Consider the following 22,654-nt stretch of genomic DNA (forward strand, 5'->3'; position numbering starts at 1 on the left):
CGCTTAGGGTTTGGTGTAGGTGATGTTTTCGTAGACACTGCCGTCAATGCGGAAGCGGTCGGTTGCGTATCCGGGTTGAAAGCCGACGACGCCAGAGAACTCAAGAAGCCACAACGCGGCCCCTTGATCACGCAGACGCAGGGTAATCTCCTGCAACAAGGCTTCGCGTTTGGCGGGGTCCATTTCAGAGGCCGCCGCCTCAATCAGCGGCATGGACTCTTCATCACAATAAAACGGGGCTGTGTAGGCACATGAGAATTGCTCAAACGCTTTTTGCGGGTCCCACAGGTTCATATTCATCCAGCCAATAGAGAACCCATCAATATCTTCCCAGTCCGCATTGAACAGGCGACGCACATAATCGGGAAAAGAAATCTGCCGCAGTTCAACTTGAACGCCGACGGCCGCCAAATCCTGAGCTACTTTTTGAAAGATCAGGGAGTCCCCCGGCAACAACCCGCCATAGACCGAGAATTTTAAGGGAAAGCCGTCTGCATAGCCGGCCTCTGTCAGCAACTGCCTAGCCCGTTCCGGATTATAGTCAAAAGGTTCTGCCATTGGATTGTAGCCGATGAGGTCCGGTGTCGACGGCTGGTGTGCCACCCGTGTCGTGCCGCCAAGAATGAAATCCACGATGGACTGTTTATCGACGGCATAGTTAAGCGCCCGCCGCACACGCGCATCCTTAAGCGGTGAAGAGTCCTCGCGCACATTGCGTAACGCGATCGACAAAATACTGGGGTTGGGCACCACCATCACGGTTTTACCCATGGCCTCAAGGGTTGGGATGTCATCGCTAGGAAGGCTAACAGCCATGTCCAATTCGCCGGACATCAAGCCCGTAACCCGGCTGCCGACATCCGGCATGACGGTGACTTCAACGCGGGTGATATGTTCCACATCGCGCCAAGAACTCTTGGAAACCACAAGAACAGGACTGGTGTTGTTCGGCCCCCAGGACTCAAGGGTGTAGGCGCCTGTACCAACCGGCGTGCGGGAATATTGTTCCTGACCCAGTTCGGCCCAGGCTTTGGGTTCGATGATGGGCAACTGCGTTAAACGGTTAGGCAACAAGGGGTCAGGATCCGAGGTGGTGATTGCCACCACATACGGGCTGCGGGCTTCATAGCTGATGATTGTGCCCATATCGGCTTTGCGGGCGTGGAGCACATCCGGGTCATAAAGTTCGGTCAGGGTGGCGACGACCGTATCCGCGTTGAACGGTTCCCCATTGCTGAACACCACGTTCTCGCGGAGCTGAAACACCCATGTGGTCGGCGTTTCATTTTCCCACGATACTGCCAGAGCAGGCTCAAACTCGCCCGTCGGCGAAAACGTCGTCAGGGCATCGTAAATCGCATAGCGCAGACCACCGCCTTCATCGCGGGCAAAAGGGTAACCGCTTGCAACCGCAGGGGTAGGCTGCCCAACGCGTAGGGTCGTGCTGTCTGCAAAGGCAGGCGCGTGACCTGCAAAAAGAACGCTACTCGCGAGACACAACGCTGCCGCGTAACGACCGAGGACACCAAGACCAAACATAAGACTCACCCAGCAAAGATATAGGACTGCTCTTATGATACAGGTAAATGGGGCTATATATAGCCCGTTCTCGAGTGATCAGTCTTTGGTTGACGGCGGAAAACATCCCTCATCTGGGAACCGAGCTTCTAGTCTCCGGGCGGGGCATCCATGCGTTGACCCGTCATCAACGGATCATTGCCAATCACCTGGTAGATTTGTTTGATCGTGCTGTCGTCATCGTACGCTCCGACCACTTGATCCGCCAAATCGGCCCGCGTGACCGGTCCCGTAGGAGAGGGCTCAAGGTCAAGGCGAATAATGCCTGAGCGCGGATTGGAGGTCAGCTGTCCGGGCCGGATGATGGTATAGTCTAAATCCGCCGCGATGATGTAATTTTCAGCTTCTTCCTTGAGCTCAATGACCCGGCCCAATTGCACGCGCTGCTCAGCGGGCACCATAGAGAGGCTTTTGCCCGGACCAATGACGGTGACCACTAAGATGCGCTTGGGGCCGTGCTTGACCATGGCGTCCACGATGTTGATCGTGCCGACCAAATCCGGGGGCCGCTCGCCACGTCCACCACCCAGTGTTGAAATGATGGCTTTGTAGTTTTTGGCCGAGATCGCGCGCTCGACATCTTCCGCATTCATGGCGTCGCCTTCGAAATATTCGACGCCCAGCGGCTCAAGGTTTTCCAGGTTGGACGTTGGACGGACAAACGCTGTCACAGCCTCCCCCCGCGCCGCGAGGATTTTTGCAATCTCCAGGCCGGTGTTGCGCGTGGCTCCGAAGATCAGAACACCATCCTCAGCGTAACTGGGGAGCGCCATGACCGCGCTGGCCAAAAAGGCTAACAGCGAAAGAAAAGTCTTCTGCATAAGGGTTCTCCTAGCGCGGGAACGAATGATCAATATACCGGGTAAACCCAGCATTTTGAGTTGAACAGGAGCTTCAATTTTTAGCTCACTATAAGAGCTGTTGCACAGTTGTCATAGTGACAGGACAAATAAGGGTAAACTGTTGCTAAGCATAAGATTCAGATAGAAATTGCGGCAGATATGTTACTAAATAACCATAAGTTTAAGATGGCTTAATTAAATTCCGGGGGAAAAATGCCATACCGTAAATTAAAACTCAGCAGCGTATCAGCCGTCGCCCTTTTAACGGCGGTATCCTTCACCGCCACTGAGGCCGCTGCCCAACTGGCAATTGAAGAAATTATTGTCACATCCCGTAAACAGGAAGAAAGCATTCTGGATGTGCCCTTGGCCATCACCGCCTTCTCCGCCGCCCAAATTGAAGCCGCTGGCATCAATGACCTGGGCGATATCGCCAACTTTACGCCCGGCCTGACCTTCTCCAACCTGCTCGGTGAATTTCTTCCCACGCCAGTCATTCGTGGTGTCGCGCCAACGGATGTGTTTGGGGAAAACAATGCGGCGGTGTTTGTCGATGGCGTTTACATTGCCGGACGTGAAGGCTTGAACTTCAGTCAGCTTGATGTGGAACGCATTGAGGTGATCAAGGGACCGCAAAGTGCGGTGTATGGCCGCTCTTCGTTCTCTGGCGCAATCAATATCATTACCGCGCGCCCCGGAGATGAGTTTGCAGGCAAAGCCGAACTGACGTTTGGCAACGACGGCCAACTCAAAGCGCTGGGGTCGGTTAGTGGTCCTGTGGTTGCCGGTAAATTGGGCTTGCGCCTGGCTGCGGGTTACGACAGCTTTGATGGCTCATACGAAAACCAGAACCCGACAGGCCCGAACATTGGCGGTTACGAATACAAAACATTGCAGGGCAGTTTTTACGCCACGCCCTCCGAAAACTTCAGCATGCACGGGGCTGTGTATTACTCAGACGATGAAATTGACTCTCCGGCTGGCGCCAGCATTTACGCCAACTGCGAAGACAACGGCTCGGGTCAACGCCTGCAAAGTTACTGTGGCGTACTGCCCAGCATCACCAAAGACAGCCTCTCAGTTATTGATGAAGCAACCGGTGAGAAACGAGAAGTACTGCGCGCCGACGTCAAGGCGGAATTGGATACCGATATTGGTGTGTTCAGTGCCTTGGTTGGTTTCTCGAAGGTGGAGCAATCCTTCAATCTCGACGGCTCACGTGGTTTTGGCGACTTGAGTATTCCCCTGGTTTATCTAAAACCCGATAGAACGGAAGGAACCATCAATACGGGCCTTGAGCAGATTGGCCAAGAATCAGACTCAGAAGAAATCAGTATTGAAGCGCGCTATGACACGCCGGCTGACCGCTCGCTGCGCGGCTCCATCGGCACCTACTATTACACCACCGATATCCTCGAAGGCGACAGTGCCATCAAAGCGACGCAACCCCTGCCCGCAGACTTCGCTGGGTTTGCGCCGGTGCTGCGCTTTGGTCCGTTTGTTGCCATTCCTGCCGGGAATAACCCATTCCTCGGCTACTTTGGCCCGAATGGCGACGTGAATCTTGATGACACCATTGTCCGCAATGAGTCGTCCATCGCCGCCTTCGGCTATATTGAAAACGACTTCACGGAACAGCTGACTGGTCGCGCAGAAGTCCGCTGGACAGACCAAAAGAAAGACTTCACCGAAGGCTTAAGCGGCAACACAGGTGATGGCAGTTGGGATTTCATCACCGCCCGCTTCTCCGTGGATTATCAGCCCACCGATGACTGGCTGCTGTACGCGTCCGCGGCCCGCGGTGCGAAAAGCGGTGGCTTTGACTCGGATGATCCGGGTGGCGTTGTCGTTGTTAAAGAGTTCGGCCCGGAAACAAACTGGACCTATGAACTCGGCACCAAAGGCACGTTCATGGATGGCCGTATGCAAATGGATGCCGCCCTCTTCTACATCGACTGGAAAGACATCGTCATTCCACAGAGTGATGACACGTTTGTGCCTGTCGCAACGTTTGCCCAGAACGCAGGAACCGCTGAAGTGAAGGGCCTGGAAGTTTCCATGCAGGGCCGCCTGACCGAGCAACTATCGGTCAACGGTGGATTCTCCTACACGGATGCCGAGTTTAAAGACGCTGTTATTCAATCCTTCGAATTGTTCCCGACCTATGCACCGGACGGGGATGTGTCTGGCAACAAGTTGCTGCGTCAATCCAAATGGCAGGCCAATGCTTCTGCGACCTATCGCGATCAGCTGAATGATAATTTCGATTGGTATATCCGCAGTGACTTTACCTACATCGGCAAGCAATTCATTGGTGCGCAGAATCAGGCTATTGCCCCATCGCGTGAATTGGTGAACCTGCGTCTCGGTATTGACTCTGACCGGTACACTGTCGAGCTGTGGTCGGAAAACCTGTTCAACAATAAAGAAGCTGTGGCCGCCTTCCGCGATGTGTTCTTCCAGAACACCGTTGATGGCGTTACTTCCAGCTTCAACACCTTCTTCCCATGGCGGTATTCGACAACTTACGGCCGTCTGCGGACGTTTGGTGTAACAACGCGCATGCGCTTCTAGTGGCATAACAGCGCGGATGCGTTTCTAAAATAAACAGACACATAAACGAGTGAAATTAGGGGGTGGCCTCACTGGCTGCCCCTTTTTTCATGGCGCAGGCGACAGTGGACATGCAGCGACTAGCAGGCGACTAAGCTCATAATAAGAGCTAGCGGTCTTCCCTCATGGTGACCTAGCCTGTGGCCTCGTACCACTGTCATACTGAATATCTAAGCCGTATTTTAAATGGAGCTTTACATGTTGAACCACGTTCTAGCCCTCTCTGTCCTTGCGTTAACAAACATCGCATCGAACACCAGCGTTGCGCAGACCACAGCTGGTGAGGTCTTTAAAGATTGCGAGACCTGCCCAGAAATGGTGGTGATCCCGCCCGGTGAATTTACCATGGGCTCGGAACGCGGCGAGTTTGTGCTGAATGAAATGCGTCCGGAAACGCCTGTGCACAAACGCACCATTCGCTCTGCGTTTGCCGCCGGAAAAACAGAAGTTACGAATACCCAGTTCAAAGAATTTATCGACGCGACCGGCTATATCGCTTCAACCGCCTGCACCAAATGGCGCGGTGAAGTGGTCATGTTCGGCGGCGACTGGACCGACCCAGATTACGGACGCGCACCACAAGGCAACGAGCCGGTGGTCTGTGTCTCCTGGCACGACGCCAAAGCGTATACGATCTGGCTCAGCGGCAAGACCGGTGAACGTTATCGCCTGTTGTCAGAAGCCGAGTGGGAATATGTTGCGCGCGATGGCACGCAAAGCACCTGGGCCTGGGGTGAAGACGAAGATCAAGCCTGCAAAACAGGCAATGTGTTTGATCTGCAAGGCGCTTCGACAGAGTATGCTAAAACCAGTGCGTCTTGGGGGCCGGTCAACTGCGATGATGGTTTTGCAGGGGTTGCACCTGTTGGCTCCTTCCCGGCAAATGGCTTTGGCCTGCACGATCTGGGCGGCAACGTGTGGGAATGGAACGAAGATTGTTCCCTGTGGCTGTATGACGACGAAGACGTTAACGAACAGCCCAATCAGGTGCAGGGTCACTGTGACCGGCGCGCTGTACAAGGTGGCAGTTGGTTCTCGATGATCTCACGCCATCGCCCGGCCTTCCGCGGACGTGACCCGGAAAACCTGGCCTCTCACATCTTTGGGTTCCGCGTTGCTCGCGACCTGGCAGACTAACGTGCACTTCAAATCAACCCTTCTGGCAGCGGTCGCTTGCTTGAGCCTAAACCACGGCGTTACTGCCGAAACACTAAATGTGGGCGGCACTGAACTGCCAGCCAGTTTAGGTAACCCTTACGCCGCGATTGGTGTCACACCGGGATCTATCTTGGGGTCTATTTATGACGGACTGACTCGCATCGACGCGGACGGCAGCCTGCAACCCGGGTTGGCGATTGCCTGGGAAAATGATGGCGCCCAGCGCTGGACCTTTACTTTGCGTGAGGGGGCCACCTTTCAAAACGGTGCGCCCGTTACAGCGACCGGGATTGCAGCAAACATCAACGAATTGGTGAAGCCTGAAAATGCCGGTTATCCCATTGCGACAGAGATGACCGTCATTGAGTCCGCGCGCGCGCTGGATGATCGCACCCTCGAAGTGATCACACACATGCCTGATCCCATGTTGGCGAAGCGCTTTAGTTTGATGCGTATTGTCGACTTCGATTTGTGGACAGAGATTGGCCCCGACGCCTACGCCCGTGCCCCCATCGGCACTGGTCCGTATGCATTAGAGTCCTGGAATCAAGGGGGTGCTATTGCCTTTACGGCCTACGACGGCTCATGGCGTAAAGCACAGGCATTTGACAAACTGCGTATCTTCACGCTGAAGGATTCCATCGCGCGCACGCAGGCTTTAATTGCAGGACAGATTGACCTGGCCCTGGGCCTGACGCCAGAAGATGGACCGATCATCGAAATGCAAGGCCATAATGTTCAGGTCCACTATGGCAATCAGGTCATGGCCCTGGGCCTTCCCAATGCCTTGAAAGAAGAGTCACCCCTGAACGACAAGCGTGTCCGCCAAGCCATCAACTATGCCGTCAACCGACAAGCGATTGTGGACTTTATTCTCGATGGCATGTTTCCGCTGGCCACCCAAGGCGGCACGCCAGCCAATGTGGGCTATAATCCTGATATCAAACCGTACACCTATGACCCGGATAAAGCTCGCGCCCTGCTGGCAGAAGCCGGTTATGCGGACGGGTTTAAGTTGATCATTGAGGTGCTGGTGGGCATGGGTCCGTCTGACTCGTTGATCTATCAGCAAGCCGCTCAGGATTTATCGAAGGTCGGCATAGACGTTGATCTTCGGACAACGACCTATCCGGAGCGCACCCGAAAATACTTCAGTGGTGATTGGGGCGACGTCGATGGGTTTTCAATTCTGTGGAACAACGCGCCCTACAATGATACCGCGCGGGCGTTGCGAGATTTCTCTTGTCTTAAAGCCAACCCGTTTTTCTGTAACGATGCGGTGGCCGCGAAAATTGAAGACAGCAGCACCGACATGGATCCGGACAGCCGCGACGCCAAGCTGCGGTCGATCATGGCCGATATGCAAAAACTGGCACCGACGATTAACTTGATCGAATACGGCAGCGTTTTGGGTTACTCAGATCGCATTGAGAACATCGAAATCCGGCCCGTCGGCATTGCCTACGAGAATATTCGACTGGCCGACTAAACGCCTCTCGGTGGGGGCGCGCTAAATACTTTCGGCCTAACGATTGCGGCCTTCTTGAAGCACGTTCTTAGCGATCACACTGCGCATGGCTTCAGAGGACCCTTCGTAGGTGCGCATGGGCCGCACATCACGATAACAGCGCTCCAGTATGGTTTCATCTGACAAACCTGACGCGCCGTGCACTTGAACGGCACGATCGACCACGCGCCCGGCCATTTCAGAGGTGAACGCCTTGATCATAGCCATTTGGGTGCGCACTTGCTCTCCGTTTTGAGCACGCCAGGCCGCGTCATACACCATCAGCCGTGAGGCATGGAGATCCGTGGCCGAGTCCGCAATCATCCATTGAATGGCTTGGCGCGAGGCCAAAGGCTTACCAAAGGTGTGACGTTCCTGGGCATAGTCGAGCATCATTTCATAACACCGCTGCGCGATTCCAATGGCCCGCGCAGAGATCATCACCCGACCCCGATACAGCGCGGTTTCGCTGGCGCTCCAACCTTGCCCCGGCTCGCCCAGCAACTGGCTGTCCGGCACCACGCAATCATTAAAGAACAACTCATAGGTCGATTGGCCATGGAGCATTTTCTGCTCACGCCCCACTGAGAACCCTTGCGTGTCCGCATCGACGATGAACCAGGTGATGCCCTCATGGCGGGATGTGCCTTTGAGGCGGGTTAACACCAACACATAGCGCGCGGATTTGGCGTGACTGATCCAGCATTTGGAGCCGTTGAGCTTCCAACCCCCGTCTACTTTTTCCGCTGAGGTTTGAATTCCGGCGAGATCTCCAGCCGCATTAGGTTCACTAAAAGCCGCTGCGCCGTGAAAGTCGCCACGCACAGAAGGAATGAGATACTTCTCTTTTTGGGCGTCAGAGCCCAAGTTGTAGAGCACTGGGAAAAACAGAGACGACCACAGCCCACGCCCAGCCGTGCAGCGAAACGCCTCTTCCATCACAATGCAATGATCCAGCAAGCCGAGGCCAGCGCCACCAACGTCTTCCGGCGCGTCCATAGCCCATAGACCAAGGTCTTTAATCTTCTGCTCCAACGGACCTTGTACCTCCGGCGGCAACTCGTGAGAGTTGGGCCGATCCGGCAATGACGTCTCAAGAGGGATCAACTCCGCGTCAACAAAACGGCGCACCATTTCCTGGAGCATGCGGGTTTCTTCGGGAAGATTAAAATCCATAACGTTATCCTTCGGCAGCGCGTGGCAGATCAGAGGTATCATCAGGGGCCAGCGTGATGTCCGGGGCTTGCCACGGGCCACGCCATGGCGCACGCAAGAACCGGCGCCCGTCATGTTCCTGGACCAATGACAGCGCCTCGACTTGGGGGTGGGTCATCAATTGATTGAGTTCAGGGAATTCAACGGCGGTTGCGCCATTGCGATTAAAGATATCCAGGGCTTCTAATGCTGGCACACGCTTGAGGTATGTTTCCCACAAACCATGAAATTCACCACTGAGGTAGCCCATCCCAATGGTCGTACGCCCTTCTTCAATAAACCGCGCATTACCTTCAACATCTTTGAGCATGTTGAGGTCTGACAACATGGTTTTGAAGTTATCGTTATCGCGCAAATTCATCATGGACACGAAAATGTTGTTGTCTTTGGTTTGATAGCCGTGCCGAGGGGGATCTGTTTCCGCCAGACAGTAGGACGGCCCCAACCACGCATCCGGGTTAGAGATTGCCGCCCATTGTAGCGACCGCAACGACATGGTTGCGCCGAGACGGCTGACCGCCACACGCTGACCCTCACCGGTTTTTTCGCGGTGATACAAAGCAGCAAGTACGCCCAGCAAGCCCATGCCCGCAGCCGCGCTTTCAGCAATGTCCGCGCCGACACGGACAGGTTCACTCGCCAAATCGCCAAGCGCGCGGAGATAGCCCGTGATTGCTTGAATGGTCAGTTCACTGCCCGGTTGTTGCGCCAGAGGACCCGCCTCGCCGTGGTAGGAGAGGCTCAGCGTGATGAGCTTATCGTGGTTTGCCTTAGATACCACAGAGGCCAACGGATCATCGGACTGTGGTGACCAATCCATCAAAACAATATCCGCCGACGCAATAAGATTCGACGCGGCTTGCGCATCTGCGGGGTGTGCAACGTTGAGAGATACCAGCTCTTTATTGCGGTTGAGGGCGTCATAGACTTCACTGCGGCCAGACGATGCGGTGGGCGCAAGATCGCGCGCCCAGTCGCCCTCTAAGGGTTCGACCTTAATCACCATGGCCCCCGCTTCCGCCAGCAACAGGCCAATATTTGGCCCGGCATACCCCTGGCTAAACTCGACAACCTTCAAACCAGAGAGCGGCAACTTGCCCTCACTGCTGTCTGTCGCAGAACCTGAAGTGGAGATTCCCTCGCCAAACCCAGATGCCAAAACCGTCTCCGTATCCGCGCCTGGTGCGGGCGTGGGTTGTGACATAGAGGCTGGTGTTTTTGAGAAGGTCCACGGCAGACCGCCTGACATCATCGGCCCCGTGTGATCTGGCGCGACGTCAACTAAGTATCCATTCTCCCGAATATGACGATGATTGATGAGGGTTTCCGCATCAAACACTGCACTGGCAGGCACACCTTCTTGAGCAAAACGAATTTTCCACCAACGCAACGGCCCGGTCTTGAGTTTCTCGGCAACGAGCTCATCGAGGACATCACGGTTCTGCACCCGCAGTTGGTTGGTTGCAAAACGCGGGTCGGTTTCCAGTCCCTCTTCGCCCAGAACGGTGCATAGACCAGCCCATTGCTGCTGAGTCTGTACGGTCACCGCGATGTAGGATTTATCTTGCGTGAGAAAGCAGCGATTGGGCGCACTGGCCGTGCACGCGCTGCCCATCCGCGGAACAGGCTGCGCCGTTCCCAAGGTTTCTGCAACGCGGCTGGCTTGCATGGTCAAGGTCATGGCGAGGTGACTGGTGACAATGTGTCCACCTGCACCGAAACGTTGTTTGCCGATCAACCCCAACAGCACACCAGCGGCCAGGAAGGTACCGCCACTGGGGTCAATATGGGTATACCGCAGCATTTCCGGCGCGCCGTTCGGTGCGCCATTCAGCGAGGCAAAACCGCTAAACGCCTGCAAATGAGAATCGACCGCCGACATGTCGCGCATCGGACCGACATCACCCCAACCAGAACTGGAGCCATAGACGATTCCCGGATTGAGGTCTTTCGCTTGAGAGTAACCAATGCCGATCCGTTCGGCCACGCCCGGGCGATAGTTTTCGATGATCGCGTCCGCCTGACTCAACAAGCGCTCAACAGCAGGCTTTTTCGTATCGTCTTTAAAATCTAGTTCGATGGAACGTTTGCATAAGTTTGCGATGGTATAGGCCGTGGACCAACCGTTCTGCTGTGGCCGCGCAAGCCGGGTAATCTCGCCAGAGGGGCGCTCAACCTTGATCGCGTCAGCCCCCAAGAATGCCAGCAAAGTTGCACTCCATGGTCCGACAATAGCCGTTCCACAATCGAGCACGCGCAGACCATCAAGTGGACCTTTTTTGCTAGCTGACATGGGGTGCTCCTTAATTTTCGACTGGTTATTTGGCTCCAACCCTAAAGCCTAGAAACGGTTTGGCTGAGTCTGTGACAACTTTGGCTCACTATTCGAGCTAAATATCTGAGTCTATTTTTGCTGATTCAAAGGCTTTGCCGATATCCGCCGCGGCTTCCTTTAGGGCAGGTAAAAACTTTGATTGCAGCTCTTTATCTGTCAGAGCAGAGGAGAAGTACCGCATGGCCAGGCACGCTAAAATACGATTGCTGGAGAAAACAGGCACAGACAGAACCGAGCGTGATGTTTCATGCCGCTTGGCAAAGCCAGCCGCACGGACCTCGTCCAAACGCATCTTTAGAGCTTTGTCATTGGCAAAGAGAGAATTGGATTTGAATTGGCCCGCATTAGCTGCCATTTCAATCAACGTTTGGCGCTGCTCATCACCGCAGTAGCTGAGAAATACAAGACCTGACGCACTGTCGAGGATGGGAACACGATGCCCCGTCAGAAAGCGATTTTGCGATAAGGGACTCTCAAAATCCGTGTTGAAGCGAATGAGCATGTAAATGCCAGACGGCGTAGACAGGGTCAGCGGCCAAACCAAGGTTTCGCCGACGCTCTGCAACTTGGGGCGGGCGATTTCGTCAATCCACTGCTCGTCGGAATATCCATCTGATAGCGCACGCACTTGGCGCTCTAGCCAGTATTGCCCGGAGTTTGAATCACGCCGGACAAACTTAGACTGGCGCAAGGTTTCAAGCAGCCGAAAGGTCGTGCCGCGGGTCAAACCGGTCTCGCGTGCCACCGTATTGGCATTCGTGCCGTTGTGACGGTTGAGATACTCTAAAATCAGGAGACCGCGGTTAAACGACTGAACGGGTTGCGTCATCGTTATGCATCCAACTGCTTTGTATACGCTTAGCTCATATTTCGAGCTATACTATGCGCTCACAGAGACATCAGCAATGCGCAAAAACCTATACGGCTTCGAAGATGTAGGCACCGGAGTCGGAACTGGTTCTCAGCACCTGTTTGTCATGCCAGAGGCAATTGAGATGCGCGAGTGTCTCCCCCAAGGCAAAGAAATACTGATGATCGTTGAGCGCCCGCGGAAAGAGAACGGTTGTGGCATACGCAGCCGTAACCGGCTGCTGACACGCTTTCAGCGCGTCATCTAGCCGATCCATATGGTGGGCGCTCAAAGCATCTATGCGCTCATGCAGTCCATAAAAAGGGAGCTTATGGGAGGGTAGAACAAGCGTGCCGGACGGCAACTGGCGAAACTTTGCCAGGCTGTCGAGAAAGTCTTTCAGCGGATCTGCGTCTAAAGCAAAGGGCATAACGCTGACATTGGGAGAAATTCTCGGCAGCACCTGATCGCCCGAGATCAACACACCATCTTCTGCCCGGTAGAGCGCGGCCAGTTCAGGGGCATGCCCGGTGCCAACGACCACACGCCAAGCCTGATTGTTGACCTGGAGATCATCGCCATCTCGCACTGTTTCGAAGCCGGCGAGCGCAGTCCGCTTGCGTTGGGACAGACCCTGGCGGCGCTTGAGATCGCTGTCCTGGCGCTCAGGTGGCACACCGCCCTTGACGTAAAACCCGCGCATAACCTCAACAACGTCAGCGGTGCTCATATCCGACCAGCGATGAAAGGCGGCCCACTCGTCTTTCGTCGTCCAGAGTGGAATATCAAAGGTGGACGTGAGCCATCCGGCCAGACCCATATGATCCGGATGGTGATGGGTGCAGATCAGTTTCGTCGGCTGCTGCCCTGAAAACTGGGTGTTGAGAAGCGAATTCCAATGGGTTTGAGTCACTTCGGAAGCAAAGCCAGAGTCCACCAAAGCAACGCCGCCAGTGTCTTCAAGCATCCAGAGATTGATGTGATCGAGCGCAAAGGGCAGCGGCATTCTGATCCAATGGACACCCGTGGCCACCTCAACCGCCTGACCGGGCTCCGGGGCTTCAGCCCATGGGAATTCGAGACCGTCTGTTTCTGATTTTGATGACGTAACCACTATAAAAGCGTCCTTCATTTAGTCATTGATCAACACGGCCAGTTCAGTCTAGGTGCTTTGACCTCAGAAAAGATTGGCGTGTTCAACGTTGGTCATAGCGCGTTTGACGCGATAGGTCATAGCGCGTTTGATGCGAAAGACAAAAGCATGACGACACAGAAAAGTTCACCGCCGACCTCTGTATGGTCCCCCCTCACTGAGCCCGCATTCCGGATCTTCTGGGGCGGCATGTCACTGTCGACCGCTGCCTTTTGGATGCAAAACATTGCCGTCACCTGGCTGATGAAATCTTGGACCGACAGCGATCCGGTGATGGTATCGCTGGTACAAACGGCTTTGTTTCTGCCCGTCATGGTGCTGTCTCTGCCCGCAGGAAGCATCGCTGATAAATTTGATCGTCGCCGTCTGCTGATGATCTCGCAAGTTGCCATGATGCTGGCACCGCTCTCTATTGCCGTGCTTGCGCTGATGAACATTGAAAGCCCGCTTGCGCTGTTGGCCTGCACAGCCTTGTTGGCCGTTGGCAACGCGCTGAAGCTGCCGTGCCAATCTGCCCTGTTGCCCGCCCTGATTGACAAAGACCGCCTGCCCTTCGCGGTGAGTCTGTTTAGCATGGCGATTAATGGCGGGCGGATTATTGGGCCTGGGCTGGCCGGTGCGTTATTGCCCCTGGTTGGCGCGATGGCGTTATTTCTTGGCAACTCAATGATTTACTTGCTCTATGTCCTGATCTTGTGGCGGTTGCCGATCACCACAACACAACAACACAACAATACGTCTTCTTTTGTTAAAGGTCTGGTGGAATTAAAAGACTGGGTTGTGATCACGCCAAGCTACGCGACGATCTTATTGCGCGGTGGGCTTTACTTCTGCGCCTGGGCGACCATCCTGGCAGTGGTGCCCTTAATTGCTGACAGCGCGGCCGACTTCGGAATTCTGTATGGTGTGTTTGGGGCAGGCGCGATTGCCGGAGCCTCGTTATATGGCTATTCATCGCGTCTCGGCACCCGCTCATCTGCTGTGACCGTCGCCATTATGCTGCATGCGGCCTGTATTTTTATGTTGTCGTTTGCTGATACCTTTATTGTCCAAGCCATGCTGATGGCCTTGGTTGGAAGTGCGTCCTTCTTTGTGATGACGACCTTGCAAGTGAGCGCACAACTGCAACTGCCTGACAAAATTCGGGGCCGGGGCCTTGCCCTTATGACCACCGTTTTTATGGGCGCAACGGCCTTGTCTAGTCCAATCTGGGGAAGCCTTGCGAACGCCTTGACGGCAGATATGGCTCTGCGAATTGCAGGCGGGGCATCAGCGATTTTTGCACTTTTACTGGCCGGACGACGCATTGAACCACTCTCTGCGTCTTCACCTCATTAGCGATGGGTTGCGCCGCCAGACCCAACATCATCACCCGCCGTATCTTTGTGAGGTTGTGACCCAGCTTTTTCGATACTTGGGTCCTTCTTGAGGTTTTTGCTTTCCTCAACAACCTCGGCGATGCCATGTCTGGGCGTATGGCCTGAACCGCGCGCAGTCGAACCTGATGCCCCAACATCGTCGACTGCGGGGTCAGGATGAACCTGCTTAGATGCTGAATCCAAGCTATGGTCTACTTTTGGAGCTCTTTGATTGCCCGATGGGTCTTTAGACTGTGAAGCCATTTATTTCGCCTTTCGATTTAACAAAATACTCTGATTAGCAGGATACACCTGCTTTTTCTGTCTGACACAAAGGATCTTGCGTTGGCCCCTTGATCACCATGTATTGGCCTTCACTCATTACGTACTCTGAGAACTCTCCCGGGTCCAAAAACACTTCGATAAAAGACGCCGCCGCAATTTCATCGGGATCGGGTAAATCTTGATACAAGCTATCACCCTGGTTCACATCACAGGGAAAGGGCACTGAGATTTCATCGCCTTCTTCGAGGTCCCCTACGCGGGCCCGAAACACCCGAACGACGGTGCCCTGCAGTGTACATTCGCCAGGCGTAAACTCCGGAACGGACAACTCAGTCACTGTCATTTGCAGGTGAAACGCCGCAACCAGCCGTGCACGATAGTTAGGCTCTGGCGCAGCATTCAGCGGGGCCACAAGAAGAAGGGTCAGTACACCGCTCCATAGAGCGATGAGCAGATCGCGAACATGCTTGGACATAAAATCGTACATATCAAGACCTCCCTGTTTAGGATTTTTACTCACTGACACACTCTAGGATACCTAAACTCAGCGCATTGATTAAGCGCAATAAAGCATGCTCATATCGGATTATGCTGGAACTGAGCTGCAACGAACTGTAAATTTAAATGCGTTGGAGAACCGGAATGGTATTACAAGAATATAAAGTTTGGGATGCGACGACCCGTGTATTCCATTGGGTTAACGTCCTCTGCATGGTCGGTCTTATTGCACTCGGGACGACGATTTTGAATGCCAGCAGCCTTGGCATCCCAAACAGTGGAAAGATCATTTTAAAAACCGTCCATGTGTGGGTCGGGTACGTCTTTATCCTGAATTTACTGTGGCGGTTGATATGGGCTTTTATCGGTGGGCCGTTTGCCCGCTGGCGCGCCATCCTGCCGTTTGGATCGGGATATACAGAGAAATTGTCAAAAGAATTGGCGGCGCTGCGCGGACAAAGCGCTAGCCATAGTCATACGACATATGCAGGGCACTCCCCATTGGGCCGCATTGCCGTGACGATCTTGCTGCTCTGCCTGGTGATCCAAGGCGTATCCGGAATAGTTTTAGCTGGCACAGATGTATACATGCCGCCTCTTGGTGGTTTTTTTGCAGAGTGGGTGGCTGCTGATGGATTATCAGCTTCTCAGGTCCTGCCATATGCTCCCGATACCGTGAACCCTGATGCCTATGCAGAAATGCGTGCCTTGCGCAGCCCGTTTTATCAAACCCATGAGTTCACCTATTTCGTTTTACTGGGCCTCATCGCACTTCACATCTTTGCTGTTGTGTTGACCGATATCAAACGCGGTGGTGGTATTATTTCAGCGATGTTTACAGGTAAGAAGGTCTTCGCGACTCCGCCGGAAGATATTTCAGAGTCTCAGGAATGAGGATTACACTTCAGCCTGTCTAAAGTGACGGCATCTGACCTTGAGAAAACCGATAGAGACGTGTCCACATTATCTAAGAGTAACGTGACGTCATCCGCATTTCCGCCTTGCGTATAGATCACGTTTAACCGGTTATCCGCACTGTCCTTATTATCTGCCGGTCGGATAAAAACGCCATAGGTGCCTGAACACCCGCTCAGCAACTTGAGACCCTTTTCCGCGCCCAAAACAAACACCGCCGTCGACAGAGCGTCCGCGGCCATAGCTGTAGGAGCAACCACCGTCACAGCGATCAGACCCGGAACGGGCCAGCCTGAGCGCGGGTCAATGAGATGGTTATAGCGCACGCCATCCACCTCAAAAAAGCGGTCATAATCCCCAGAGGTCGAAACAGCCCCGTCAGTCAGCCGAATACGGCCGATCAGCCGGTCTTCACGGGGGTGCTGAATGCCAACAGACCATGCATCGCCGCTCGGTGCGGGTCCAAACACCGCGACAGTGCCACCAAGGTTGATCAGGGCAGCCGTGACCCCGCGGGACTTAAGCAGCTCCACTGTATCGTCAATGGCAAAACCTTTGGCGATGCCACCAAGGTCAATTGCTATGCCCTTCCCAAGAGACACACTCTTGCTCTCTTTATTCAACACAACGTTCTTATAGGACACACGCTTCAGAACTGTATCAACGTCTTCTTGGAGTGGCAGTGTCTGGCGTGTGTTGCGGTAGAACCCCCAAAGCTCGACCAATGGCTGAACAGTGATATCAAACGCGCCAGCGCTTAAATTCGCATAATAATTTGACGCAGCGAGAATATCGTAGAACGTGTCACTGATACTGACGGGACCACTCCCGGCACGGGCATTGAGAGACACAATATCACTGTCTGGTTTGTAAAGACTCATCGACGTGTCAAACGCAGCGATCAACGCATGTGCGGCTTCAAGATCAGCCAGCGCTTGGAGGGCTTGCACTTCCGATCGGTAAACGGTGATTTCCAGCGTGGTCCCCATCACCATCCAAGCGCGGGTCACAGGTTGTAAGGTGTCTTTAGAGTCACCTTGGTTATCACAGGATGCGACACCAAAAGCGGCAACCACACAAAAGATGAAAGCACGACTGTTTTGGAAATGAGGCACAGCGGTCAATTAACCGATAGGCTCTTGTATTGCTTTTTTCTCAGCCTTGGCGACCATTAACCAATGTACGCATTTGGCTTTATCATCATACATAATTTCACAATCATCACAGCGCACACATTCGGTGACTGATATTTTTGGCCCGTCAATCGCGCCCCACTCGCATACCTTTTCACACAGTTTGCAGGTGTTGCACTGTTTCCATCTTTTAATGCCGAACACTGTGAGATTGGACATGAGTCCAAGACCCGCACCGACCATGCACAAATAACGGCAATAAAAATTACGGATGAAGACTGTGGTGAGTAGCAAAATCCCGAGTAAGGTCCACATGACCACTGTGCCGCTGAGCGTAAACATCCAAAACGGCTCGACATATTTGTATATCGTGTTGTCCTGGGTGACGAAGAAATAGCCGAGCACAGAAAACAGCAGAACGTATTTCACGTAGATGGCACGACGGTCTATATGCGCTGGCAATTCAAACCTCAGCTTTGCGGGCAAGATACGATCCATCAATTGGGTCATTGCCCCAAACGCGCAAATCCGCCCGCAATACAGGCGCCCCCAGAAGATTGTCGACACAATCGTAAAGACCATAAGCAAGTACCACGTGAGATTGTACTCAAATATGGGGAATGACAGATTCATCAGCCCAAACAGATGCACGATGGACACCAGATTGCTTTTCACAAACCCCATATAGGCGACAGCAACCACCATGGTGACATACTTCAAGGGACGACTTTTCTTAAAAAAACTGACCATGGCCAGAGTCAGGAAAGCGGTGAGCGCTGTCAGATCAATAATGACTTTCCGGTCAAAGGTCGGCTGCGTTTTGTCATCTTCAGCGATCAGAGCGTTGAGGTCTGACAGAGAAAGCTCTTTGGGAACTGACTCTTGCTGTAGAGACGCCGCCATAACAAAGCTGTCGGCGGACGTATCAGCAACAGCTTGTACCGGCATCGACAAAGTAATGCCAACGGCCAGAACCTTCAGGATATGAGTCACGTTTCTGATCACTGTTTATTTAGCGACGACAGATGTTGCCGGGCAATTTGCCGCGCACTCTTGCGTATCACCCGCGCCGCACTTTCAATAGAGATGGTCGCGCGACTGACAGAATCGATGTCGTCCCCTTCGACAAAGGGATCAAGAATGCTCTTACCCGGGAATTGAGCAGCGAATTCTTCTGGCTCGATTGAGAAATAGCCAAAAGGCTCATAGTGGTCGATGAGCTTGATGCCAGTGATGACACCTTCAACCGTCATCCCAACCAAAATCTCCAACTCACTCTCATAGGCCCATTCATCGGGCTCGACTTCATGGGTCATGAACGCAAAACCAACCAGTTGTACTTCACCAGACTCTGGGTCTGTCGCATAAGCCTTATGATGTGGCAGCAGCCCCTCTTTGATGGAGAACACTTCAGCCGAGGGGAAGACCTGCTTGAGCAATGCCTGTTGAGCCTCATCAGCCTGCTCAATGGCAAGTGTGGGGACCGGTGCCAAGACGGTTTGCGAGAGAACAATTCCAGCGAGCACGACAAAAATCACACTCGCGGCAACCAATCGCCTTTTCTGCGGCGTCATACACCACTCCACTTCTGTAACTCTATTGAGGGGTAGATTACGGAATGTGGCGCAATAATCAAAAGAAGTCTTATATATTGACCGGATTTCAGCGGGATATAATCTCGGAAGACATTGGCGCGAGCTTGGCAAGCAGCTTGTTCTGGATGCGAAATGGCACCTGAAACTCGGCCATGGATAGCTGTAGGTTTTCGACCAAGACGTTAAACTCACGCTGGGTAATGCCATGGGCCTCATGCAAAGACTGCATAGGCCGCCCGGTGTAGTCGCAAGGACCGCCCAAAATATAGCAGAATTGCTCGCTGAGGGTTCTTTTGAACCTAACCTGGTCGATCGCAAAGAAAATGTCGCCAATGATAGGGTCCTCCAGGACCCGGTGCGTAAAATCCGCAACGATCTGGTCTATCCCTGCCTGGCCCCCAAATTGCTCAAAATATCGCTTATGCGTGTAAGGGGTAGCGCCAGCATTGGCATTAGAAATTGCGTATGGGTCAACGGGGTTCTCATCAGGAAGCGGCGATTGGCCGACAGCAGCGTTCATTGGCGCAAGGGAAAGACTTATAATCAAAGCAACGCGAACTGGATGACGGTACACGTTAGAACCCCGCTTGCAGAGAAAAGTACACACCATTTTGGTTCTCAAACGTTGCAACGCTTCCCAAACGGGTATGGGCCAAAGTTAAGGACACATTGTCTGTGATCGCGTAAGCCGCAAACAGATCCAGCCAATCATCTTCTTTTGCGAAACCTAAATTATTTGGTTTAAAGCGGTACTCCCCGCCGACCGCAAGGCGGCGCGACAACAGAAGAGCAACGGAAAACTCAGGCTGTACTGCATAGCCAGAGGAGTCAGTAGATCCAAATCCAAGCAGACCCGTTTGATTCGCTTTGGTCAGCCGCAGCGTTCCATTCACAAGCAAACTTTGGGCAAGGAAGAGCTTGGTCGCTGAAATATAAAAATCAGCACCATCACGACTGATTGCGCCAAGCCCTTTTACCAAGTCCCCACGATTGTTTCTTTTATATTGAACGCCAGCAGCAATTTGCGGGAGCCATAAGTCCTGATCATAGACTGCATCTCCAACAAGCCGCACCTTAAGTCCTGCAACATCTTGTTTAATGTTAAAATCTTGCCCGAGCCCCAGCAGAGCACCGGCATCTCTGGTGTCAAAGATGTTGTGGCTATAAGATAATTCCACTTTGTCGTAGAAGCCAACGGCCGCACCGATTGAGGTCAGCGAGAAATCAGAGACGTGTACATGACTGACGTGACCAGTTGCGCCAATTCCACGATCAAGCTCATTCCCGGATATCGTTGCCCACGGCGTCAAGGCACCACCGCCCGCCCCTGCTAAAGTTGTAATACCGCGGGTCAAGGGCAGCTTACCACCAACCTCAAAAAGCAGTTGCCCACTATTGGAGAACTGCCCATAGCCTTGTGATGGGAGCAATAGCACCGAACAAATGCCTATGAGAGCAAGCCATTTATGGTAAGTAGAATTCATAGGCATTTAAAACATTTGAATATCTTATATCTAATAACCATCAAAGGCATACTGTACTACCAAGTGGTGAGATTCGCGAACTTATGCAAACCTGTTTGCGCTCAATTATCAGAACCGACTGAGGCTCACCTTACCCGACGCATGGAAACAGGCTAAACAGATGTCATACATACTAAAACATGCCGGACCGATTGACATCTTGGTATTGAATGGAGACTTCGATGCCGCGCAGGTGGCAGAATTACGCAAAAGCGTACTTGAATCCCTTGAGAGTTCAGAATCTTCGCTGGCGATTGATATGTCTAACGTAAAGTTCGCCGACTCCAGCGGCGTCGGCTTTTTGGTCTCTTTGACTAAAAAGCTCACAGGCCCTGATCAGAAATTGATTGTTTGGGGGCTATCTGGTCAGCCGCTTGAAATTATTAAACTCACGCGTGTCGATAGTTTTATGAGCGTTTACGCTGACATGCCCACGTTTATTAAGTCACTTGGGACAGAAGCGCGCCGGAGCATGCTAGAGGCTATAGAAGCGGAAGCCGGAAGCGGACAGCATTAAGCATCCTCGCGCTGTAAAACAACTAACGTCGCATCATCTCCAGCCCCATCAGAAAACATCTGGCGGTGAACAGCGGATAACTTTCTCTTAACGGCATCACAGCTTTTCCCGAAAAGCCCTCCAAGCGCAAATATAAGCGACTGTGCCGCTGCCTCCCGTTGGTCGGTTGACTGCCCAACTTCGTACAAGCCATCTGTATAAAGCAACAGAGATTCTCCCTGAGACAAGGTAAGGTCAACCTGCTCGAACTCATCGGTCACCGGAAGCCCGAGAAGCGGCCCCCCTACAGCAATGAGCCGGTTCCGGCTTTCGGCAATAAGCGCCGGCATGGGGTGTCCGGCTGAGGCCAATTGAATATCTCCGTGATCTCCCACAACAGCAATCACACCTGTCGCAACGATATCCGCCAAAGTTGAGTCAGACGAAAAACTCTGTGAAACCTCAGAGATGAGCGCCTTTGCAGCTTGCAACTCTTCACCATTGAACAGTTTGCACGCCGTTCGAAAATGACTGATAAGCGTTAAAGCGTAAAGCTTTGCCTGCACACCATGCCCCATAACATCAGCGACCATAACGGCCTGATAAGCTCCCAATCCCTCAGAGACAACAATATCTCCGCCTCCGACTTCCGGCGTAAAGGCGTAGAGTGCCGTGTTAAAGGATGCCAGTTTTGGCGGCACGTAGGGAGCGGCCGTCTCAGTAATCTTACGAGAGAATCGCGACACCATGCGATCAAGCAATTTTCTGCGGCGTATTGTGATCCGGTCCACCACTGTTTTAAGCCGTAGCAGGTTAATGGGCTTGTTGAGAAAGTCATCTATGCCCAGTTCACCCGCTTCGCTTTCAATATGATGGTCCTCGACGCCAGTTAGAAAGACAAAAGAGATTGCATCCAACTCCTCGTCTTTCATCAGCTCTCGACGAAACGAGAGGCCATCCGCACCGGGCAAAGACAGGTCAGAGAGGATGAGATCGGGATTTAACTCTGACACCGAGGCCAACGCCGCTTCTGCATTGGTGAAACTGCTGACCTGATAATGATCTTCTAAAACCGTTCGAATTAAAACGCGGTGACTGATCTCATCTTCCACGATCATGACTTTAGGACGCGCGAACAAAGATGGGCGCGGCGGATACCGCATGACAAAGCGGTTCAAGTGATCTTCATCGGTTTTGCGAGATGTATAATCATGATCTGGAAACAAGCGGGCAATCAGTCCAAGTCCCATGCCGGCCACCTGACCACCGTCTTCCACCGCCCGTTCAAGAGAAAGCGCGCGTTCCGCTGCAAATCCGGTGAACGGCTCTGCGTCATCGGTAATATGACAACTCAGTCCCCCACCTTCCTCAAAGAGTTCAATAGAGACGGAGCGACAGGACTCCCCCGCGTGCTTCACAAGATTGGTATATATTTCTGATACACATAGCAAAAAGTGTTCTGTCTTTCTTGCCGGAAGCGCAGACTCTCTCAGCACGCTCCCAAGAGCCTCACGGATGTCCCGGTTATGCTCGAAATTCGGCGACTCAAGGGCCAAAAAATAGAGGCTGGGATGATTTGCGCTTAACGACATTCATTTGT

20 protein-coding genes are annotated in these 22,654 nt (G+C 53.2%); 6 read left to right on the forward strand and 14 right to left on the reverse strand.

Annotation, left to right across the window (positions count from 1 at the left end):
• Positions 1-3 precede the first annotated feature (3 nt).
• Positions 4-1,539, reverse strand: coding sequence for an ABC transporter substrate-binding protein (locus tag RIC29_03775; protein ID MEQ8734018.1), 1,536 nt, complete (start codon positions 1,537-1,539; stop codon positions 4-6).
• Between the two features lie 128 nt (positions 1,540-1,667).
• Positions 1,668-2,399 carry an SDR family oxidoreductase gene (locus RIC29_03780; protein ID MEQ8734019.1) on the reverse strand — a complete coding sequence of 244 codons (732 nt, stop codon included), beginning with the start codon at positions 2,397-2,399 and terminating at the stop codon, positions 1,668-1,670.
• Between the two features lie 234 nt (positions 2,400-2,633).
• Here RIC29_03780 and RIC29_03785 point away from each other — a divergent pair, with 234 nt between their 5' ends.
• The 3 genes from RIC29_03785 to RIC29_03795 all read left to right on the forward strand — a co-directional run bounded on the left by RIC29_03785 (position 2,634) and on the right by RIC29_03795 (position 7,680).
• Positions 2,634-4,994, forward strand: coding sequence for a TonB-dependent receptor (locus RIC29_03785; protein MEQ8734020.1), 2,361 nt, complete (start codon positions 2,634-2,636; stop codon positions 4,992-4,994).
• A 237-nt stretch (positions 4,995-5,231) separates the two neighbouring features.
• A complete protein-coding gene (locus tag RIC29_03790; GenBank protein MEQ8734021.1) occupies positions 5,232-6,170 on the forward strand; it encodes a formylglycine-generating enzyme family protein in 939 nt (312 codons plus the stop codon).
• Between the two features lies 1 nt (position 6,171).
• Complete coding sequence (locus RIC29_03795; protein ID MEQ8734022.1) at positions 6,172-7,680, forward strand: ABC transporter substrate-binding protein; 1,509 nt, start codon at positions 6,172-6,174, stop codon at positions 7,678-7,680.
• Positions 7,681-7,716: 36 nt separating this feature from the next.
• Here RIC29_03795 and RIC29_03800 read toward each other — a convergent pair whose 3' ends face one another.
• From RIC29_03800 to RIC29_03815, 4 genes are all read right to left on the reverse strand, one after another.
• Positions 7,717-8,874 carry an acyl-CoA dehydrogenase family protein gene (locus tag RIC29_03800; GenBank protein ID MEQ8734023.1) on the reverse strand — a complete coding sequence of 386 codons (1,158 nt, stop codon included), beginning with the start codon at positions 8,872-8,874 and terminating at the stop codon, positions 7,717-7,719.
• A gap of 4 nt (positions 8,875-8,878) precedes the next feature.
• The gene (locus tag RIC29_03805) at positions 8,879-11,206 is read right to left on the reverse strand and encodes a CoA transferase (protein MEQ8734024.1); all 2,328 of its coding nucleotides are present in this window, start codon (positions 11,204-11,206) and stop codon (positions 8,879-8,881) included.
• Between the two features lie 97 nt (positions 11,207-11,303).
• Complete coding sequence (locus RIC29_03810; protein MEQ8734025.1) at positions 11,304-12,077, reverse strand: helix-turn-helix domain-containing protein; 774 nt, start codon at positions 12,075-12,077, stop codon at positions 11,304-11,306.
• Positions 12,078-12,165: 88 nt separating this feature from the next.
• Positions 12,166-13,212, reverse strand: coding sequence for an MBL fold metallo-hydrolase (locus RIC29_03815; GenBank protein MEQ8734026.1), 1,047 nt, complete (start codon positions 13,210-13,212; stop codon positions 12,166-12,168).
• A 147-nt stretch (positions 13,213-13,359) separates the two neighbouring features.
• Between RIC29_03815 and RIC29_03820 the strand changes: the two genes are divergently transcribed.
• Positions 13,360-14,589, forward strand: coding sequence for an MFS transporter (locus RIC29_03820; GenBank protein MEQ8734027.1), 1,230 nt, complete (start codon positions 13,360-13,362; stop codon positions 14,587-14,589).
• On the opposite strand, the gene RIC29_03825 is transcribed toward RIC29_03820, so the two are convergent.
• Complete coding sequence (locus RIC29_03825) at positions 14,586-14,873, reverse strand: hypothetical protein (GenBank protein MEQ8734028.1); 288 nt, start codon at positions 14,871-14,873, stop codon at positions 14,586-14,588. The two genes, RIC29_03820 and RIC29_03825, sit on opposite strands and share 4 nt — an antisense overlap.
• Positions 14,874-14,907: 34 nt before the next feature.
• Positions 14,908-15,381: a hypothetical protein gene (locus RIC29_03830; GenBank protein MEQ8734029.1), complete on the reverse strand. Its 474-nt coding sequence runs from the start codon at positions 15,379-15,381 to the stop codon at positions 14,908-14,910.
• A 155-nt stretch (positions 15,382-15,536) separates the two neighbouring features.
• On the opposite strand from RIC29_03830, the gene RIC29_03835 reads away from it, so the two are divergent.
• On the forward strand, positions 15,537-16,286 hold the full coding sequence (locus RIC29_03835; protein MEQ8734030.1) for a cytochrome b/b6 domain-containing protein: 750 nt from the start codon (positions 15,537-15,539) through the stop codon (positions 16,284-16,286).
• Here RIC29_03835 and RIC29_03840 read toward each other — a convergent pair.
• The 5 genes from RIC29_03840 to RIC29_03860 form a co-directional block, all read right to left on the reverse strand.
• Positions 16,277-17,422 carry an FAD:protein FMN transferase gene (locus RIC29_03840; protein MEQ8734031.1) on the reverse strand — a complete coding sequence of 382 codons (1,146 nt, stop codon included), beginning with the start codon at positions 17,420-17,422 and terminating at the stop codon, positions 16,277-16,279. The genes RIC29_03835 and RIC29_03840 overlap by 10 nt on opposite strands.
• Before the next feature lie 9 nt (positions 17,423-17,431).
• On the reverse strand, positions 17,432-18,433 hold the full coding sequence (locus tag RIC29_03845; protein ID MEQ8734032.1) for a 4Fe-4S binding protein: 1,002 nt from the start codon (positions 18,431-18,433) through the stop codon (positions 17,432-17,434).
• Between the two features lie 8 nt (positions 18,434-18,441).
• A complete protein-coding gene (locus tag RIC29_03850) occupies positions 18,442-19,014 on the reverse strand; it encodes an FMN-binding protein (protein MEQ8734033.1) in 573 nt (190 codons plus the stop codon).
• A gap of 88 nt (positions 19,015-19,102) precedes the next feature.
• A complete protein-coding gene (locus tag RIC29_03855) occupies positions 19,103-19,609 on the reverse strand; it encodes a group 1 truncated hemoglobin (protein MEQ8734034.1) in 507 nt (168 codons plus the stop codon).
• Between the two features lies 1 nt (position 19,610).
• Positions 19,611-20,519, reverse strand: a complete 909-nt coding sequence (locus RIC29_03860; protein ID MEQ8734035.1) for a DUF3034 family protein — start codon at positions 20,517-20,519, stop codon at positions 19,611-19,613.
• Between the two features lie 160 nt (positions 20,520-20,679).
• On the opposite strand from RIC29_03860, the gene RIC29_03865 reads away from it, so the two are divergent.
• On the forward strand, positions 20,680-21,075 hold the full coding sequence (locus RIC29_03865) for an STAS domain-containing protein (protein ID MEQ8734036.1): 396 nt from the start codon (positions 20,680-20,682) through the stop codon (positions 21,073-21,075).
• Here RIC29_03865 and RIC29_03870 read toward each other — a convergent pair.
• Entirely contained in the window at positions 21,072-22,646 is a 1,575-nt protein-coding gene (locus RIC29_03870; protein ID MEQ8734037.1) for a SpoIIE family protein phosphatase, read from the reverse strand. The two genes, RIC29_03865 and RIC29_03870, sit on opposite strands and share 4 nt — an antisense overlap.
• Between the last annotated feature and the right edge of the window lie 8 nt (positions 22,647-22,654).

Source organism: Rhodospirillaceae bacterium (assembly GCA_040219235.1).
Lineage (GTDB): Bacteria > Pseudomonadota > Alphaproteobacteria > Rhodospirillales > Rhodospirillaceae > WLXB01.

Coding starts and splice junctions, on each gene's coding strand:
- RIC29_03835 (MEQ8734030.1), top strand. CDS start 15,537: ATGGTATTACAAGAATATAAAGTTTGGGATGCGACGACCCGTGTATTC.
- RIC29_03820 (MEQ8734027.1), top strand. CDS start 13,360: ATGACGACACAGAAAAGTTCACCGCCGACCTCTGTATGGTCCCCCCTC.
- RIC29_03850 (MEQ8734033.1), bottom strand. CDS start 19,014: ATGACGCCGCAGAAAAGGCGATTGGTTGCCGCGAGTGTGATTTTTGTC.
- RIC29_03860 (MEQ8734035.1), bottom strand. CDS start 20,519: ATGAATTCTACTTACCATAAATGGCTTGCTCTCATAGGCATTTGTTCG.
- RIC29_03805 (MEQ8734024.1), bottom strand. CDS start 11,206: ATGTCAGCTAGCAAAAAAGGTCCACTTGATGGTCTGCGCGTGCTCGAT.
- RIC29_03830 (MEQ8734029.1), bottom strand. CDS start 15,381: ATGTACGATTTTATGTCCAAGCATGTTCGCGATCTGCTCATCGCTCTA.
- RIC29_03800 (MEQ8734023.1), bottom strand. CDS start 8,874: ATGGATTTTAATCTTCCCGAAGAAACCCGCATGCTCCAGGAAATGGTG.
- RIC29_03780 (MEQ8734019.1), bottom strand. CDS start 2,399: ATGCAGAAGACTTTTCTTTCGCTGTTAGCCTTTTTGGCCAGCGCGGTC.
- RIC29_03825 (MEQ8734028.1), bottom strand. CDS start 14,873: ATGGCTTCACAGTCTAAAGACCCATCGGGCAATCAAAGAGCTCCAAAA.
- RIC29_03775 (MEQ8734018.1), bottom strand. CDS start 1,539: ATGTTTGGTCTTGGTGTCCTCGGTCGTTACGCGGCAGCGTTGTGTCTC.
- RIC29_03865 (MEQ8734036.1), top strand. CDS start 20,680: ATGTCATACATACTAAAACATGCCGGACCGATTGACATCTTGGTATTG.
- RIC29_03785 (MEQ8734020.1), top strand. CDS start 2,634: ATGCCATACCGTAAATTAAAACTCAGCAGCGTATCAGCCGTCGCCCTT.
- RIC29_03810 (MEQ8734025.1), bottom strand. CDS start 12,077: ATGACGCAACCCGTTCAGTCGTTTAACCGCGGTCTCCTGATTTTAGAG.
- RIC29_03870 (MEQ8734037.1), bottom strand. CDS start 22,646: ATGTCGTTAAGCGCAAATCATCCCAGCCTCTATTTTTTGGCCCTTGAG.
- RIC29_03790 (MEQ8734021.1), top strand. CDS start 5,232: ATGTTGAACCACGTTCTAGCCCTCTCTGTCCTTGCGTTAACAAACATC.